The following is a 17,286-nucleotide window of genomic DNA, read 5'->3' as shown; positions in this document are numbered from 1 at the left end:
ACCCTATAACGCGAGTTGATACCGTTTCTTCCGTAACTGGGAGGAACGGTTCTTTTTTTGCGAATCATGGCAATCTACGTTGGAATTCATCCAGCAAAATGGTGCATCGAGACCGATGGCCTTCGCTATATTGGATTCTTTCCAATGGGATCGACTGGTTTGGATAAAATGAGGCTATTATGGAAAAAGTTACTGGATAGAATCCAACATAGCTAGCGTCAGTGGGAAATTGGGATGATTTACGTTGGACAAACTCCAATGTAGGGCTGATGTTCGCCTAGTGGATTAGTTCTTTCAAATGGTACGCCAAAAACTTGTGAAAAAGCAGAATGGAAGTAAGTAATACAACAAAAAAAGGCCGTTCCCCGTCAGCTCTGTGATGGGGGGACGGACTTTTTTTGTAATGTGGCGGATTAAGACTTCGCTTCAGTCGATACTTCTTCTTTGGAATCGGACACTAATTCCTTAGCAGATGTCTTGAATTCATGAAGCGTACGGCCTACTGCGCGGCCAAGTTCAGGCAGCTTGGAAGGTCCAAATATAATCAATACCACTACAAGAATCATCATGAGTCCTGGGAAACCTACGTTTTGCAACATACGATCATCTCCATTCGATTATTATTAGTCTTGGTTATGATTGCTTGGATAAGCCGCTACTGCTTCGATCTCAATAAGCCAGTCGGAGTTAACGAGTCCGCCTACACCAACGGTAGAACGGGCTGTCTTAGTCGGATTTTCTTTTGTATTGAAATATTTAGCGTAAGCTTTATTCCATCCATCGAAATCGAACTTGCCTTCTTTAGCAGCATCAGGCGCTATGTATACGCGCAGATAAGTAACATCTTTCATTGATAAGCCTTGCTCTTTCAACTGGGCTTCGATGTTTTTCAGAATGCTGAGGCCTTGCGTCTCTGTATTGCCATAACGATCGTAGATCGTTTTGCCTTCTTTGTTAATGACAGAAGGGACCGTGCCGCTCGTCTCGAAGGTTGCAGTGCCTGCCGGCATCGCTACCGCGCTTGAGATCGAGGATTGCGGGCTGCCGTAAAATTCAGGCTCATGAATAGGTGCAAGCGGATATTTGTTTGGTGTAACCGCTGCGTATACACTGGCCGTTGCGGCCATACAGGAAATAATAACGGCACCTGCGATAACTTTCATTTTACCTGTCATCTTCATCATTTGACCCCTCCTAGGCTATTCCTTCATGACGCGTTCATGGATGTCTGTGACAACCTCACGCGCGGATTCAATACTGCCTGCCATCCAAGCGGTAATATAGCTGATATGCTCACCGGCCAGATATACGCGGCGGTCAGGCTTACAGAGCACCGGATAGTTCGTTTTGCGGTCATCCGCAGAGTAAGATACCCAGCTGCCCTCATTATATTTAATCGACTTCCAGTTAACGGAGAAGGATGATTCAAATTCCTTGTAGTATTGCGGATGAATCTTCCCGCCTTGGGCGAGCGCATGTGCTTCGCGTTCCTTAAAGGACAAAGCACCAATTGTATCTGCGTTTGAACCTTGAGCGTAATACCCAAGCAGTAAGCCTTTTTTGGCAAAATAGTTCGTTGGTGGATAGTAGATTGAGGAGATGTCCATGTTCGTCAGCGTGTTACCGCCATAGATTTGGTCGTCTTCCTCCCAGAACCGGCGTTTGAACTGCAGACCGATTTTTCCGGCGTTGGCGTACTTGGTATTATTGATAGCTTTAGTCATCTCTGGAGAGAGATCATGCTTGATGTTCTTCAGCACGGAGAGAGGAATCGTACAGATGAGATAATCGCCTTCGATCTGTTTCGTTTCTCCATTCAAGAGGTCTTTGTAGGTAACCTGTACCTTTTCTCCGACATGCTTGAATTCGCTGACCTCGGAATGGAACTTGATCTTATTGCCAAGCCGTTTCTCGAAAGCCTTCGGAATGGCATCGATTCCACCAACCGGATGGAACATCATCATTTGTTGATCGTAGCTGTATTCGCTTGAGAAGAAATTGCCGAACCCGGAGTTAATGATCGCTTTCATGTCGAATGGATCGCGAATGACGCCTGCATCTAATCTTGATCCTGGTTCATCCTTATAACCACCGCGGGACGAGCCCTTGTAGAACAAGTCGGCATCAAGGTTGCCCTCGGAGCGGAGATACGCGACAACCTTCGCTTTCTCCTCCGCGGTAACCGGAAGATCAAGGCCTGGTTGATTAATAGCTTTGGCGAGCAGCTCGTTGACAAAGCCTTTATAATCAGCCTTTGCAGCCCGTTTCCGAACACGAGTGCCGGATAAGGCGCCGACATTCTCATTGTAATAGTAGGCACTATCATTTACGTTGTTGAACGGCTCCATAATAATACCGAACTCACGGCAATAATCCATTGTGACATGGAACTGAGGGATACGCATACAGCCTGCATTCAAATACATGCCGTCATCAAAGCGTGCAACCTGCTTTTGACCGCCCAACTCCGTCACCGTTGTACCACGGCGTACGGACCAGTTCCGCCCGCCGGAACGAGCACGAGCTTCCAGGATGGTACAGTCATAGCCTGCTTTGCCAAGCTCATAAGCAGCTGTTAGACCAGCGAGACCTGCGCCGAGGATCACGATTTTTTTACCGGAACGGCTCGTGCCTTTCAGATCCCAGCTGGATGGGGGCGTATACTCTGCTGCTTTCAGCGTTTCCGGTGTAAACAGCCCCATCGTCCCCATCACACTAAATACCGCGGCTGCCCCACCGATTTTGCCGACTGTCGTCAGAAATTGTCTGCGCGATAGTTCATTAGGTGTCTCTTTCGTTTCCATGCCCTTCAGCTCCTTCGCTTGATCGTTTGCTTCTCTCGGGAAAAAATGTAACACGGATTTTCAAGTGTTAGCCAACGTTTTGTCAGGAAGGTTGACATAGATAAAATTTATATAACCAATAAAAATAACTGTTCACTAAATAACCATTAGGTAATTATAACCATATATAGGTGTGCTTTGTGACGGTAAGTTTCATAAAAACTCAAGTAAAATGAGCGTTTGAACATCGGTTCTGTTCGTTTTGTTACATAATCTCATCTGACACCAGGTTGTCTGACAAGGGCAATCAGTCCCATTGACGGAATTTGGCAGCCCTGATAATATCTCGTTCAAGAGAACTTATGTTAGATTTCCTTACATGTTCGTTAGAGGAGGCGTCCGGCGATGAAAGACAAGGTAATCGGCATTGGAATCGTTAGTGACTTAACTGGTTTGACGGAAAGGCAAATTCGTTATTATGAGGAGAAGCAATTGATATTCCCGGGGAGGTCCAAGGGAGGCGCGCGCAAGTATTCTTTTGAAGATGTGGATCGCTTAAAAGAAATTAATGATAAGCTTCGGGATGGCTTCCATACCTTTGAGCTTAGAAAACCGGGGAGGTTGTGCAGCGAATGAAGAGGATCGAGGAAACGATGACGCTGCTCTCGCATCTGACCGAGCTTAGGCGTCGCATCTGGCGAAGTCTTGCTGTCGTACTGCTATCAATGGGAGGCGGCTTGTATTTGGCGCCTAAGTTACTACGTTATTTGAAGAGTGTGCCGCCTGGCTCTGAGATGACCTGGAATGTGTTCTCGCCTTGGGACGGCATTCGGATGTACATGTCCATTGCACTTGTTATTGCACTTACGGTGTCGCTGCCCTATATTTTGTACCAGCTGTGGGGCTTTGTGAAACAAGGACTTCATCAACAGGAACGTACAGCCGCTTTGCGATATGTTCCTTATAGTGTTATTTGCTTCCTTACCGGTCTTGCATTTGGTTATTTTGTCGTTCTTCCAATGAGCTTCTCGTTCACTTCCAAAATTACAAAAAGTATGGACTTGGTCGAAACCTACGGTGTTGCTCAATATTTCGGTTTTATGATGAATATCGTTATACCGCTTGCCATAGCGTTTGAATTGCCCGTCATTGTTATGTTCCTAACGAAGATTGGAATCCTTACTCCACAGGTGCTTCATAAAATGAGAAGGTACGCATATCTGGTGCTTGTTATTGTGGCGAGCTTAATCTCGCCTCCAGAACTCATCTCTCATTTGCTCGTATTTGTTCCGCTCGTCGTGCTCTATGAGATCAGTGTACTACTGTCGCGTGTGGTATACGGACGAAGGAAAACGACAGCGCTTGTTGAAGCATAAACCTACAGCGGAACAGCCTCGGCATCCATGCCGAGGCTGTTTTTTTATTAAAAAGTAAAAGCTTTAACCTTTTGTTCGTTAATTCGATTGTGATAGACAAAAAAAGAGAAAATGCGGCGTATTCGGCGATTTATCGCTAGCGGAAGATGTTGGTTGTTATCTATATGTGAGATATACTGACATTATATCTGAGCAAGACCAGGGGAGGGCTTCATATGCAACCAACATTCACTAGTAAATGGAAATGGAAAATATCCGTCAGTCAGCGGCTGACGTTATCCTTCCTCGTAATCGTTATCCTTATGGCGGGCAATGGCGCACTCAGTTTTGATCGGATGGGTAAGCTGACGGACAATGCACAGGAAATATCTCAGGTATGGCTCGCTAATATCAAAACGATCAATGAGATCAATTATTTGAATGAGCACATGCTGACGATTCAATACAAGATGGCGGGTGAGAGTAATCCATTGAAACGTAAGATGCTGGAGGAGGATGGAGAGTACACGATTGTCATTTTGCAAAAGAAGCTGCAGGAATTTATGGCTCTTCCGAAATCCGGCGATGATATGAACTTATCCCGTAATCTGGAAGGTGAATGGAAAGCCTATCTGGCTTTATACCGCAACGTGATCCGCTATTCTAATCAAGAGGATGAGAAGCAGATTACCGATGCTTTGATGGCATCCGAGCAATCATTCAGTACGATGCAGTCCTATATTAATACATTAATCCGTGTGAATGAAGAAGGGGCGAAAGCAGCGGAGAATTCAAGCGAGAAGATTAACCGCGAAGCGGTATTAGCTATTGCTTGCAGTCTTGGCGCAGCGTTGGTGCTGGTGCTGGCTTTGCTTTATTACATACGCAGGACGATATCGCTTCCGATCAAACGTTCTTCAGATGTGCTTGCCGAGGTGGCCGGTGGATCCTTATCCGTCACTATTCCTAAAGTAAGAACACGGGATGAGATTAGTGTTATGGTACGTGCTCTTGATGAGATGGTAGTATCGCTTCGTGAAACGATGCAAAGCGTACAAACGGCTTCGACCAATATCTCTGCTTCATCAGAGGAAATGCTGGCTGCTTCGGAGCAAAATGCAGGTGCGGTGGAGCAGGCGGCCGCGATGTTCAAGGAAGCAGCATCCGGTTCGCAGGAGCAGCTGCACAGCTTTGAGGAAATCGGACGATCTACAGAAGAGATGGCACTTGGGACGCAGCGAATTGCGGAGAGCAGCTCATTAGCTGCAGAGCTCTCGTCGAAGGCGGAGCGGCAAGCGCAAGAAGGCTCCGACACGATTGGGCAGGCGGTTCAGACGATGAGTGTAATTGATGAGACCGTTCGGTCGGCTGCCGAGCATGTCTCGTTGCTTGAGAATCATATGAATGATATTGGCAAAATCACAGATTTTATTGGCTCAATCTCGAAGCAGACAAACCTGCTCGCTCTGAATGCGGCTATTGAGGCGGCTCGTGCTGGTGAAGCGGGCAAAGGGTTTGCGGTTGTTGCAGAAGAGGTACGCAAGTTGTCTGTGCAAACGGCAGCATCCGTATCCGACATCGCCAATGTTATTGGAAAGATTAAAGCCGATACGACAGTAACAGTTGATAAAATGAATGCCAGCCGCACGGAAACAATAAGAGGACTGGAGAATGTAAATGCTGCAGGGCAATCGTTTCGTCAGATTACAACAGCAACCGGTGATGTGTCAGGCAAAATCGAGGAGGTTGCTGCGGCAGCTCAGCAGCTTGCCGCAAGCTCCGAGGAAGTATCGGCATCCATTGAGCAATTGGTGGAGATTGCACATCGTACTTATGATATTGCAAGAACGGTTGCGACTAGTGCAGACAAACAAACCGCTTCGGCGGAAGAGATTGCATCGGCCTCGAGCGGTTTGACGGATATTGCACAAGATTTGAACGATCAGGTGATGAAGTTCCGATTCTAGTCAATCGAATTATCGTTTGTAGCCACTCCATATCGATTCCGGCTTTACCCCCAGCTCTCCGGCTATTAGTTCGGCTGTGAGACGCTGGGGCTTTTTAATTTTACCATTCCGAATTTTCGATATGGTAGTTAAGGAAATGAGCGTCGATTGGGCAAGTGAAGTAGCTGTTATGTTCTTGGTTAGCATCAGCATACGTAGTTTATAAGCTGGGTCTTCTTCCCGTACCGGCACGGGCTGGAGTATTCCTGTCAGCAAGATGACATAACCTTTAAATTCTTTATTGCCGGAGTAAAAGGGCTTAATGACAGCGGTTGTCATCCGCATCTGATCACCCACATGCAGACGGATCTCTGTATTTTCGGTTGTACCATGGGTACGGGCGTATTCCATAATACGGCGCAGCGGCTTGCGGCTCTCTTCCGCGACATGATCGAATATGACCTGATTAATCAGGTTGGCCCCTCGCTGTTTGATTGGTGAGTAATACCGATTAGCGCTTGTAACCCGGAATTGTTCAGACACTCCGATGCTCATTAGTACCTGATTATCCATTGCGAATTCTTCGATATATTTCTCTTCGGATAAATCCTTACAAATAATAATAAAGCAGTTTTGTTCGCTTGAGGGGAGGCGCCGGCTGGTGAACCGTACAGGGACTGAAGCGGTCGACTTCGAGATCAGTACTTGTTCAATCGATGGTTCGTTATCCTCGCCTAGTCGTGTCATGAGCCCGCCAAAGGAAAAACCTATTCTTAACAGCCCGTCAGGGTCAGCATCCATTAATTCGGATTTCTTGTACCCGGTTAACGTTGTGAAGGCATAATTTATATCGCGTATATACCATCGATTATGCTCCAGCTCGACGATAAACATCGGATCACCTAATAAATAGAACACATTATCCATCTGAACGTCACCATCCTAGAAGTATTTTACAGCACAAACCTATACATAACATCAAATGTTAATAAATATAACGTCATTTAGTATAACTACCATTATATAAAGATTTGCCGAAATAACAACACCTTTTGGTCAATAAAATGGCTGATGTTGGGGAAGCCTAACTTTCTGGAAGCAAATGAAAGGAGATGATGGCGATGAGTTCAGCAATTTTATTTGATTTCGCAGACTCCTTCAGCGCTGCACTGGCGCGGGATACGCTGCAGGAGCTTGGCTATGAACCATTGATGCACGAAGGAAACCGTCTGCATATTCATGTGGATGGTGTAGATTTAACATCGGCGCTTGAGATTGCCATGTCACATGGCGGTCAGTTGGTGGAACAGTCTGCAATCCAGAGTGGTGCGGTAACAGATTCCGCCTATTCCATGAATGCCATTACGATTCCTGCACATATCGTGAATGAGGATTGGGTAGAGGCCGAAGAAGCTCCTGGCTTGCATAATCGGGATGATGAAGCGGATACGAGCAATGAATTTCTGCCGGATCCCGGGGAGTATGGTCATTTCTCAGGGGATGTTCATATTTAGCCAAGCGTGGACAAAAAGAAAAGCGCAGCATCAGCTGCTTAAAGCAGAGGATGCTGCGCTTGTTCCTGCACTATGGCCTGTCGTGAAGGCAGCCGTAATATTATAGCCTCCCGTATAGCCATGGATATCGAGTACCTCGCCGCAGAAGAAAAGACCTTGAGCAAGCTTTGATTGCATCGTCTTCGGATCAATCTCCTTCAGATGCACCCCGCCTCCTGTCACGAAAGCTTCTTCTATCGACAAAGTCCCGTTCACTGCAACAGGGAATTGCTTCATTCTTTTTGCAAGCTCGCGCCAAGGCTCTTTTGGAATATGATCAAACGTTGTATCGCCGCTGATCTCGCATTGACGGAGCAGAAGCTCCAGCAATCTTTCCTGGATATAGGTGCGCAGTACGTTTTTGATTGCCTTTTTAGGCTCCAGCTTCGCGAGCTGTAGCGTCTCATCGAATATCTCGGATTCCGAGCGGTCTGGAAGCAGATCAATAGTTACTAGTACGGTATTTTTTTCTTCTGCGCTTTCGGCAGCTTTCTTTAACTCTTTAACAACAAATTGACTGCAGCGCAGAGCAGCAGGTCCGGATAAGCCAAAATGAGTGAAGATCATATCGCCTTCATGGGAGACCAGCTTTTTGTTCTTTGCGTTCCAGACGCTTAGTGTAATATTGCGCAGCGATAAACCTTGAAGCTCTTTGCTGCGAATCCATGGCTCAGCCGATGTGAGTGGTACTTCTGTCGGGTACAGATCGGTAATCGTATGACCAGCTTTTTTCGCCCAAGGATAGCCATCACCTGTTGAGCCTGTATGTGGAACGGATTTGCCGCCGGTTGCGATAATGACCGATTTGGTATGGATTACTTCATTAGAAGCAAGTCTAATACCTTGAACCGCACCGTTCTCGTACAGCACTTCTTTCACAGGCATATTTGTGCGGATCTCGACGCCTTGTTCTTTTACCTTCCGAATCAATGCGTCTACAACAGTTTTTGCTTTATCTGACACTGGGAACATCCTACCTCGGTCTTCTTCCTTTAAGGCAATGCCCATCCCTTCGAAAAAGGCGATAATCTCGCGGTTGCCGAATTGGTTCAAGGCACTAAACAGAAACCGTCCGTTCCCGGGGATATTCTTGATCAGCTCATCCATTTCATTCGCGTTCGTGACGTTACACCGGCCTCCGCCGGATATACCAAGCTTGCGCCCAAGCTTATCGCCTTTATCTATAAGAAGGGTTGAAGCGCCTGCACCGCTGGCTGCTACTGCGGCCATCAAGCCAGATGGCCCCCCGCCGATAATAATGACATCAAACATCTTTTATTCCACTGCCTTTCCTACATATATAACGTTTAACGTTTACACTTGAGATACATTGTAACATTCTTTTCTAAAATAGAAGAAAGTATAATTGAATTATAACGATCACACGTTCAACCATAAAGGAGCGAGGCGCATGATTCGGACGGACTGGCGGTTCAGCGGAGCAAATGGGGAGATATATGCAAGAGAGTGGCTGCCTGACGTGAAAGAGCCACGAGGCGTCGTATGTATCGTGCATGGGATGGGCGAGCATGGAGAGCGTTATGCTTCAGTAGCGGAGAGACTGACAAGCGATGGTTATGCGGTGTTAGCCCATGATCAGGAAGGTCATGGCCGTTCACTTGGTAAGCGGGGGCATGTTTCTTCTATAGAAGCAGCCGTTCAGAATACATCGCTGTTGATGGAGCAGGCTCGCACTCGTCATCCGCATCTGCCATGCTTCCTATACGGACATAGTATGGGAGGCAACGTTGCCATTAACTACGTGTTGCGTCTTCAGCCCGATATTGATGGTCTAATTCTAAGCAGTCCATGGCTGCGCCTTGCAAAAGGGCCCAATGCTGTTATGAAAGTGCTCGCACGGCTTCTGGTGCGTGCCGTTCCAAGACTGTCACTGTCAACCGGGATCAGCCCAGATGATCTGTATCGTCCCGGATACGATCATGCCATACCCTTCATGAATGATCCGCTATGTCATAGCTCCATTACGATTCGGACTTTTCATATTATGACAGACTCCGGAGAGTGGGCTATCGCACATTGTGATGAGCTGCAGGTTCCTGTATTACTGGTACACGGGACGGGCGATAAGGTAACTTCCTATGAAGCAAGTAAGGAGGTAGCTGGCCGTCTGCAGGAACGGTGTAAATTTGTTACGTATGATGGCGGCTACCATGAGCTTCATAATGATATTTTTGCTGTACATTTATTAAATATTGTTACTAACTGGATTACAAAGCGATTGTAAAATAATGAGAGTTATGATTTAATCGGACTATCAGGGAAAGACAGGTTATTTACTATAACATGACGCATAAATATAGAATCCGTTTTGGGGAGACTGATCGTCTGTGTTAAAAGAATTGCTATTACAATTCTTTATTACGCTAGTACCTGCCTTTGCCTTTCAATTATGGCATAACTCCAGCCGATATTGGCGGAGTATTCCCGTCGTTATGGGTTTATCCAGCTGTATTGCTATGGCATTGTGCATGATATTTACGCAGGACTATTACGGCTGTGAACTGAATTTCAGGCTTACACCATTATTATTAGGTTCTTTGTATGGAGGTCCATACTATCTACTACTATTAAGTGGCGTATATACGGCGCTTCGAGTCCCATATCTCGATAGTACCGGGGAGACAATCGTATTTATTTCCTTTATGCTGATCTTTGTTGTTAGCATGCTGGCGGTAATAGGGCCATTCCAGAGGGCGAACCGGCGCAGTAAGATTAGAATGGTGATGCAGCTCATCTCGGGTATATGTGGTTTTGTGGTTATATCCTTTGCGGTTGCTGTATTAACGACTAATATGCCTGTGACAACAGAGTTTGTACTGCGCTTCGTCCTCACGCTTGTCATGTCGGTGATGTCATCATGGATTTCGGTCTACGCGGTAGAGAGCTCTAAAGAGAATGCCCAGCTTCATTATGATGTGAAGCGGGTCTCTAACAGCTATCAGCAGGAAGTAGAAAAACTCCAGCAGTTAATTGATCAGACAAATATTGCGATCATTCTGGTTAACCAGCATGGCAAGATCACCCACGTGAACAACATGGGAATCCGGCTGCTGGCTGATGGGCAATATGAGCTTAATGATATTATAGGACAATACTTCCATGAGTTTTATGACGAAGGAAAGCATGAAACGAATATTAGGCTGCTGCGAGAAGCCCTTCGAGGCCAAAGCCCTGTTCATGAATTTCTGCAGATTGAGGATAACAGTACTTTGCTTAAGACGGCATTTTGTATCCGCAATTTGCAAACGAATGTAGTGACAGGAGCGGTGCTGCTAGCACAGGATATTACGGAATTATCCTTGCTGCGGAATGAAGTTGGCAGGATGGAGCGACTCAGCTTGATCGGACAAATGGCAGCGAGCATTACGCATGAGATCCGAAACCCAATGGCGGTTATTCGAGGCTTCGTGCAGCTCATGCGGGAGCGAAGCCCCGACAATCAGCAGGCTTATTTCCGCATCGTGATGGACGAGCTGGACCGAGCGAATACGATCATAAGTGACTTCTTGTCGCTGGCCCAGAACAGGGCACTGACAATGGAGGAAGGCTCCTTGCATGATATTATCCGGGAAATGGTTCCGCTCTTAAACGCGGATGCCAATATGCGGGGTCAGACCATTGATGTAGAGCTCTGCGACTACATTCCTTTTATTCCGCTAAATGAAAAAGAAATCAAGCAGCTGCTCTTGAACTTGGCTCGCAACGGCATGGAAGCCATGAACGAGAAAGGCCGTCTGTATATACATACGACTTACATAGCTGACAAAGAAGAAATTGTGCTTCGAATTCAAGATCAAGGGACTGGTATATCGGAAGAGCAGAAGAAGCGGATCTTTGATCCATTCTTCTCAACCAAGACGCAAGGAACAGGACTTGGCCTTCCGCTATGTGTCAGTATCGCAGAACGCCACAATGGCCGAATTAACGTTGAATCGGAGCAAGGGGTCGGAACAACCTTTATCGTTTCGTTTACACGTCAATCGGCGTAACTCCAAACATAATGCTTGAGACTTGCGTACATACTATCGTTGGAAGATCAGTCACACATAGGAGGTCCTCTACGATGGCAAGAAACAAAAAAGGCAACTCAACCGAGCAATCCCAGCAAGCAGCTAAAAATAAAGCCGGCTCGGCAGCTCCTGGTGAGGCAGGCTTCGATAAGAAGCTGGATGGGCCAAACCGCCCTTCGATTTAAGGTATTCATCAATGGGTAAGGGCAAAGAGGACGATCCGTCACTTGATCCGTTCGAGATCGCCTTCCTTCCGGAATTTCGTGAGGGAAGAGGCCCGCATGAGCCGTTCGTGAACGAACATGGCGTTGTAATCGGGGATCATGACTATGATTCACCTGATTCGCCGCTTAATCAGTGGAGCACCGATACGGATCCGGCTGTAATGGCTGGTGACCAGTGGGTTCATCCGTATAAGGATATCGGGTTCCAAACCGCCGAGAACAGGGAATATTTCGAACATGGAATTGAGCCTCAGGCGGGGATTTTTATGCATTTAGACAAAAATAGTGCTTACCGGGCTGGAGATCCCCTCCTCAGCACGGAAGAAGAGTCACCAAAGCAACCGGAGTGAGTGCACTCCGGTTGCTTTATTTTCATAGCGGGCGGTATAATAGTAACTAAAATTAGGTTATTAAAAAGGAGTGTGTTTCAAATGTCGATGTCATTTGAAAGATATATGCTGGATATGGTTCAACCAATGCGTGATGACTTGACCCGAATCGGGATCAAAGAGCTTCGTACCCCTGAAGAAGTAGCGGAATCGCTGCCAGAAGCAAAAGGAACAACACTTATTGTTGTTAACTCCGTATGCGGCTGTGCTGCAGGACAATGCCGCCCAGGCGTAGCTGAAGCGCTGCAACATGATATTACACCGGATCACCTGTACACAGTATTTGCAGGTCAAGACAAAGAAGCTACGGCTAAGGCTCGTGAATATTTCGCACCGTACCCGCCTTCTTCCCCATCGATCGCTCTGATGAAAGATGGCGAGCTTGTTCATTTTATCGAACGTCATCAAATCGAGAATCGTTCTGCTGCTGAGATTGCGGAAGATCTGACAAACGCATTTGACCGTTTCTGCCGTTAATTCGCTATTTGGGTAGGGGGAGCCTGTGCTATGATTTTACAACAGGAAATAATCGAGCGCTTCGGCGTCCAGCCGGAGATTGATCCAGCTGTGGAGATCCGGAAACGTGTAGACTTCTTGAAAGAATATGTGAAGAAGTCAGGTACAACGGGCCTCTTGATCGCCATCAGCGGCGGTATTGACAGCGCGGTTACAACTGGTTTATGCAAGATGGCAACGGATGAATTGTCTGCTCAGACTGGCCAGGAGTATATGACGCTTGGCGTGTTCCAGCCTTATGGGGAGCAAGTAGATATTCAAGACAGCTATGCGACAGCGGAAGCATTTCAGCTGAAGCATAGGGTGGAGACGAATATCGGCGAAGCGGTAGATGAGATTGCGCTTGAGACAGAACATGCCTTCAAATCAATCGGGATGTCCCGCCATCTGAGCCGCGGCGGTAAAGGGAATGTGAAAGCTAGAACGCGGATGGTTGTCCAGTACGCGCTGGCTTTTGATTTGAACCTGCTTGTTGTTGGTACGGACCATGCATCGGAAGCGATTACCGGCTTCTTCACGAAGTGGGGAGACGGAGCGGTTGATATTACACCGCTTAGCTCGCTGAACAAGCGTCAAGTACGTCAACTGGCAAGCGTGCTAGGTGTGCCGCAAAGCATCCTGGACAAAGCTCCTACAGCGGGTCTTTGGGAAGGACAGACCGACGAGTCTGAGCTGGGCATTTTGTATGATGAGAACAGCGCTTATCTCGAAGGCCAAGAAATCGGAGCGGAAGCGAAAGCGAAGCTTGAGAAGCAATACTTGCGTACTGAGCATAAACGTTCTCCGATTCCGGGCGTCTGATCCAAACGATGATTTCAGGGATCGGGCATGATGTGACGGATATGGACCGGATAGCTGCTTTGCTTGCGGGCAAGGCAGGCGAGAGGTTCCTGGGGCGAGTGTTAACAAGCCGGGAGCGGGATCTGGCTGACGGCTATGATGGCAAACGTCTGGCGCAATTTATGGCAGGAAGATTTGCGGCGAAAGAAGCCGTAGTGAAGGCGCTTGGCTGTGGCATTGGTGCTAAAGCAGGGTTTAATGATATTGAGATTTTGCGAGGGCCTGCCGGGAAGCCGGAGTGTTATTTGTCCGGCGCTGCCTGGGAGCGGCTGGAGATGCAGCGCGAAAGGTATCGCATTCATATTACGATTACACATGATCGTTCTATTGCTTCGGCAGTCGCGATTGTGGAACAGGTAGAATAGATAGAAAGGCTGATTCGCTAAGCGGCTGCTGCAGCTGCTTAACGAATCAGCCTTTTTTGTTGTTCTCATTTAGGACTTGCCTGCAAGCCATTCGGCGAGGCCATCGATCTGTTCGTCTGTCAGCCGATCCTCGAAAGGCGGCATAGAACCTCCGCCGTGCTTGATCTGTTCCACAATTTCGGGCTTAGTCATTCTTGCGCCAACCTGCTGCAGGTTGGTCTGTGCTCCCATTCGTCCTTGCAGATCTGAACCATGGCAGCTGACACAGTTGGCCCGATAGACAGCTCCTGTCTTTTCTGGTGCGTCCATATGACTGGTTGAGATGGCTGAGGAGCCTGTCCCTCCATTATTTCCACAGGCAGTAAGCAGTACAGCGACGGCTGTAGAGAGTAGAATTCCTTTGGAAAACATTGTTGATCCTTCTTTCTGCTACTCTAGATTAAAATGAGTCTAAATAAATGATTTAACTTCCAATATGATTTTATCTCCATAGCCTATATAATAAAGTAAATAATTTACGAAAACTAGACAAGACAACAGGGGTAGTCATGGACACGAATGAACGAATATTACAAAGGCAATTTTCTCTGCTTGAACCAGAGGTTATTATGGCTGCCTATTCCGAAAGAGATGTCGGATGGACCGACAGTCGGGATGGTATGGACTTTTACCGGTTTATTTATGCAACTGAGGGAAAAGCTGTTGTCGAGATTAACGGTGTTACTCATAACATTGAACCTAAGCGATTGTATTTGCTCAGACCTAAAACAAATGAAACTTATGAAATTACCGTACAACAAAAGGCGAAGTTGTATTGGTGCCATTTTTCCTTGGATACGCAGGAATTCAAGTTTATTAAGCTTCTCCGAATACCATTTACCGCCTCGGTTCCGTTACCAGATGGGGAGTTTGTTATAAACATCATTCTGCGTATGATGGATGCTTTTAATCAGGAGTCAATTTCCAGCCCTCTGAAGTTAAAAGCAGCGATATTAGAGTTATTGTCTTTCTACATCGATAATAGTGCTCTTATGTTATCCAAAGTTAATTATTTCGAGATGCTTGAGAGCGGGGAGAAGTGGGCTGAGGTTATTGATTATATTGAGAAAAATCTTCATCATAATATTCAAATTGAAGATTTGGCTAAGGTCGCTTTTCTTCATCCGAACTATTTGATTACCTCCTTCAAAACAGTAATGGGCTGCTCACCTATTCAATATGTGACGGAAAGACGTCTCGAAATGGCGAAGAAGCTGCTGAAGGAGACGGATCTGCCGATCTCCGATATTGCAAGTAAGGTGGGTATGCTTAATCATTATCTGCCAAGGCTGCTCAAACGGCAGACGGGGATTACACCCAAGCAATATCGCCGGTTGATGCAGGTGGATATTCATAATATTAAACCAGGCGATGGAAATAATGAGGTGACAGATTAATGGGAGCCATTAATAATGAGGAGGCAAAAGCCTACTTCAGCCGTGAGCTGCTGATCTGGTATAGAAGGATAAAGCGGGATCTGCCGTGGCGGATGAATCAGGATCCATACCGTGTATGGGTGTCAGAGATTATGCTGCAGCAAACTCGGGTAGATACGGTTATCCCTTACTATGAACGGTTCATGAGTAAGTTCCCGACCGTTCGTGCGCTTGCGGAAGCGCCAGAACCGGAAGTACTGAAGTGCTGGGAAGGACTTGGCTATTATTCGCGTGCCCGTAATCTACAGGCAGGGGCGCGTGAAGTAGTCGAGCGTTATGACGGAGTGGTGCCGGATGATAAGACATCGGTAGCGGGTTTAAAAGGGGTCGGTCCCTATACCACCGGCGCGATTATGAGTATCGCCTTTAATCGTCCAGAGCCGGCTGTTGACGGCAATGTGATGCGTGTTCTGTCCAGATATTTTTGCCTGGAGGAAGATATTGCGAAGCCCGCCACTCGCGTGGGGATCGAAAAGCTTGCTGCATCATTAATTCCTGAAGGGGCAGCTGGTGATTTCAACCAAGCCTTGATGGAGCTTGGTGCACTTGTCTGTACGCCAAAGTCGCCAAGCTGCCTGCCATGTCCCGTAATGGAGCATTGTGCAGCCCGCATTGCCGGAAGAGAAACAGAGCTTCCAATTAAGACAAAGGCGAAGCCGCCTCGTCCTGAGAAGCGGGTATCCGTTATTGTTGCCGGTACTGGTGTAAACGAAGGTAAGATTCTGGTCCGTCAGCGTCCGGAGACAGGCCTGCTCGCCCAGATGTGGGAGCTACCGCATTTATTGGTGCCGAAGGAGCAAGAGCAAGTGGTTGAGGCGGCAGGTGAAGGCAGCGGCAGCAGCACGGAATATGCGGCAACCGGAGAATGGCTGACACGGTCGTTGGAAACGGAGACGGGTATCCTGATTCGCCCGCGTGGCTGGTTTATGGATACGGATCATATTTTCAGCCATATTCATTGGAAGATGCGTGTTTATCTGGCTGACTTAGGTCCTCATGCTGAGATGGCACAGGCAGCAGGTGCAAGCTTGGCCGCAGAGACAGCAGCAGCCTATGAAGCTGACAGCTTAAGGGACGAATATCGCTGGATTGGTCCGAAGGATATGGAGACATTAGCTTTTCCAAATGTATTCTTACGCATATTGCGAGATTATTGGACGTAAAGGGGACAATAACATGAGTGAAATGCTGGATTTATTGCTGGAGCATAAGATTGTAGCTATTTTAAGAGGAATTGAAGACCATCAAGCAGATGCTGCTGGACAAGCCTTGATTGATGGCGGCATTCGCCTGATGGAAATTACGATGAATACACCGGGAGCTACTGTCATGATCGAACGTTGGCGGAGCCGGTTCGACGGTCAAGCATCCGTAGGCGCAGGAACGGTGCTGGATGTGGATATGGCGAAGGCGGCTGTCGCTGCTGGCGCACAGTTCCTCATCTCACCTAACCTGGATGAGGAAGTTATCCGCTACGGACTTGAGAAGGGTGTCTCGGTGTGGCCGGGCGTTATGACGCCAACGGAAATCGTGAAAGCCTGGAAAGCTGGTGCCGAAGCAGTGAAGCTGTTCCCGATGGGGACGCTTGGCACCAAATACTTAACCGAAATCCGCGGACCGCTTGATTCTATTCCGATTATGGCGACTGGCGGCGTAGACCTACATAATATTGCTGAATATTTTGCCGCTGGAGCAAATGCTGTTGGTATGGGCGGCAAGCTCTTGAACCTGGAATGGGTTCGTGAAGGCAAGTATGAACTGATTACAGAGCGTGCCCGTCAATTTGTTGATGCGGTCCGTCCTTTGTAG

Annotated in this window: 20 protein-coding genes; 14 read left to right on the top strand and 6 right to left on the bottom strand. The window is 47.3% G+C overall.

Annotated features, from left to right (window positions below):
- Positions 1-413 precede the first annotated feature (413 nt).
- The 3 genes from AC0YNT_RS03480 to AC0YNT_RS03470 are packed head-to-tail and all read right to left on the bottom strand — an operon-like array spanning position 414 to position 2,804.
- On the bottom strand, positions 414-599 hold the full coding sequence (locus AC0YNT_RS03480; protein ID WP_167279291.1) for a twin-arginine translocase TatA/TatE family subunit: 186 nt from the start codon (positions 597-599) through the stop codon (positions 414-416).
- A gap of 24 nt (positions 600-623) precedes the next feature.
- The gene (locus AC0YNT_RS03475; RefSeq protein WP_341805835.1) at positions 624-1,184 is read right to left on the bottom strand and encodes a RidA family protein; all 561 of its coding nucleotides are present in this window, start codon (positions 1,182-1,184) and stop codon (positions 624-626) included.
- 15 nt (positions 1,185-1,199) lie between these two features.
- Positions 1,200-2,804, bottom strand: coding sequence for a flavin monoamine oxidase family protein (locus tag AC0YNT_RS03470; RefSeq protein ID WP_475803341.1), 1,605 nt, complete (start codon positions 2,802-2,804; stop codon positions 1,200-1,202).
- A gap of 384 nt (positions 2,805-3,188) precedes the next feature.
- On the opposite strand from AC0YNT_RS03470, the gene AC0YNT_RS03465 reads away from it, so the two are divergent.
- The 3 genes from AC0YNT_RS03465 to AC0YNT_RS03455 all read left to right on the top strand — a co-directional run bounded on the left by AC0YNT_RS03465 (position 3,189) and on the right by AC0YNT_RS03455 (position 6,105).
- Positions 3,189-3,419, top strand: coding sequence for a MerR family transcriptional regulator (locus tag AC0YNT_RS03465; RefSeq protein ID WP_167279293.1), 231 nt, complete (start codon positions 3,189-3,191; stop codon positions 3,417-3,419).
- Positions 3,416-4,159, top strand: a complete 744-nt coding sequence (tatC, locus tag AC0YNT_RS03460; RefSeq protein ID WP_167279294.1) for a twin-arginine translocase subunit TatC — start codon at positions 3,416-3,418, stop codon at positions 4,157-4,159. Before AC0YNT_RS03465 ends, tatC begins: the two co-directional genes overlap by 4 nt.
- A gap of 215 nt (positions 4,160-4,374) precedes the next feature.
- Positions 4,375-6,105 carry a methyl-accepting chemotaxis protein gene (locus AC0YNT_RS03455; RefSeq protein WP_475803340.1) on the top strand — a complete coding sequence of 577 codons (1,731 nt, stop codon included), beginning with the start codon at positions 4,375-4,377 and terminating at the stop codon, positions 6,103-6,105.
- A gap of 9 nt (positions 6,106-6,114) precedes the next feature.
- Here the strand turns inward: AC0YNT_RS03455 and AC0YNT_RS03450 are convergent, their stop codons facing one another.
- Complete coding sequence (locus AC0YNT_RS03450) at positions 6,115-7,011, bottom strand: helix-turn-helix domain-containing protein (protein ID WP_475803339.1); 897 nt, start codon at positions 7,009-7,011, stop codon at positions 6,115-6,117.
- Positions 7,012-7,205: 194 nt separating this feature from the next.
- Between AC0YNT_RS03450 and AC0YNT_RS03445 the strand changes: the two genes are divergently transcribed.
- A complete protein-coding gene (locus tag AC0YNT_RS03445; protein WP_475803338.1) occupies positions 7,206-7,598 on the top strand; it encodes a hypothetical protein in 393 nt (130 codons plus the stop codon).
- Positions 7,599-7,628: 30 nt separating this feature from the next.
- Here AC0YNT_RS03445 and AC0YNT_RS03440 read toward each other — a convergent pair whose 3' ends face one another.
- Positions 7,629-8,909 (bottom strand): BaiN/RdsA family NAD(P)/FAD-dependent oxidoreductase, encoded by a 1,281-nt coding sequence (locus AC0YNT_RS03440; RefSeq protein WP_167279298.1) that lies wholly within the window; start codon positions 8,907-8,909, stop codon positions 7,629-7,631.
- Between the two features lie 139 nt (positions 8,910-9,048).
- On the opposite strand from AC0YNT_RS03440, the gene AC0YNT_RS03435 reads away from it, so the two are divergent.
- The 7 genes from AC0YNT_RS03435 (at position 9,049) to acpS (ending at position 14,002) form a co-directional block, all read left to right on the top strand.
- Complete coding sequence (locus AC0YNT_RS03435; protein WP_475803337.1) at positions 9,049-9,882, top strand: lysophospholipase; 834 nt, start codon at positions 9,049-9,051, stop codon at positions 9,880-9,882.
- 103 nt (positions 9,883-9,985) lie between these two features.
- Complete coding sequence (locus AC0YNT_RS03430) at positions 9,986-11,647, top strand: ATP-binding protein (RefSeq protein ID WP_475803336.1); 1,662 nt, start codon at positions 9,986-9,988, stop codon at positions 11,645-11,647.
- Positions 11,648-11,721: 74 nt separating this feature from the next.
- Positions 11,722-11,853 carry a hypothetical protein gene (locus AC0YNT_RS03425; RefSeq protein ID WP_475803335.1) on the top strand — a complete coding sequence of 44 codons (132 nt, stop codon included), beginning with the start codon at positions 11,722-11,724 and terminating at the stop codon, positions 11,851-11,853.
- Positions 11,854-11,864: 11 nt separating this feature from the next.
- Positions 11,865-12,242: a DUF3905 domain-containing protein gene (locus AC0YNT_RS03420; protein ID WP_475803334.1), complete on the top strand. Its 378-nt coding sequence runs from the start codon at positions 11,865-11,867 to the stop codon at positions 12,240-12,242.
- A gap of 81 nt (positions 12,243-12,323) precedes the next feature.
- Positions 12,324-12,758 carry a BrxA/BrxB family bacilliredoxin gene (locus tag AC0YNT_RS03415; RefSeq protein WP_475803333.1) on the top strand — a complete coding sequence of 145 codons (435 nt, stop codon included), beginning with the start codon at positions 12,324-12,326 and terminating at the stop codon, positions 12,756-12,758.
- Between the two features lie 30 nt (positions 12,759-12,788).
- Positions 12,789-13,598 carry an ammonia-dependent NAD(+) synthetase gene (gene nadE, locus AC0YNT_RS03410; protein WP_475803332.1) on the top strand — a complete coding sequence of 270 codons (810 nt, stop codon included), beginning with the start codon at positions 12,789-12,791 and terminating at the stop codon, positions 13,596-13,598.
- A gap of 8 nt (positions 13,599-13,606) precedes the next feature.
- On the top strand, positions 13,607-14,002 hold the full coding sequence (acpS, locus tag AC0YNT_RS03405; RefSeq protein WP_475803331.1) for a holo-ACP synthase: 396 nt from the start codon (positions 13,607-13,609) through the stop codon (positions 14,000-14,002).
- A gap of 69 nt (positions 14,003-14,071) precedes the next feature.
- On the opposite strand, the gene AC0YNT_RS03400 is transcribed toward acpS, so the two are convergent.
- On the bottom strand, positions 14,072-14,413 hold the full coding sequence (locus AC0YNT_RS03400) for a c-type cytochrome (protein ID WP_475803330.1): 342 nt from the start codon (positions 14,411-14,413) through the stop codon (positions 14,072-14,074).
- A gap of 137 nt (positions 14,414-14,550) precedes the next feature.
- On the opposite strand from AC0YNT_RS03400, the gene AC0YNT_RS03395 reads away from it, so the two are divergent.
- From AC0YNT_RS03395 to AC0YNT_RS03385, 3 genes are read left to right on the top strand one after another with little or no spacing between them, the layout of a single operon-like run.
- Complete coding sequence (locus tag AC0YNT_RS03395) at positions 14,551-15,438, top strand: AraC family transcriptional regulator (protein WP_475803329.1); 888 nt, start codon at positions 14,551-14,553, stop codon at positions 15,436-15,438.
- Positions 15,438-16,640: an A/G-specific adenine glycosylase gene (mutY, locus tag AC0YNT_RS03390; RefSeq protein ID WP_475803328.1), complete on the top strand. Its 1,203-nt coding sequence runs from the start codon at positions 15,438-15,440 to the stop codon at positions 16,638-16,640. The genes AC0YNT_RS03395 and mutY overlap by 1 nt, the downstream gene beginning before the upstream one ends.
- 13 nt (positions 16,641-16,653) lie before the next feature.
- Positions 16,654-17,286, top strand: a complete 633-nt coding sequence (locus AC0YNT_RS03385) for a bifunctional 4-hydroxy-2-oxoglutarate aldolase/2-dehydro-3-deoxy-phosphogluconate aldolase (protein WP_475803327.1) — start codon at positions 16,654-16,656, stop codon at positions 17,284-17,286.

It is taken from the genome of Paenibacillus sp. J22R56 (assembly GCF_056269375.1).
Note: the sequence above shows the minus strand (reverse complement) of the source record. Positions and strands in the feature narration are given on the sequence as shown.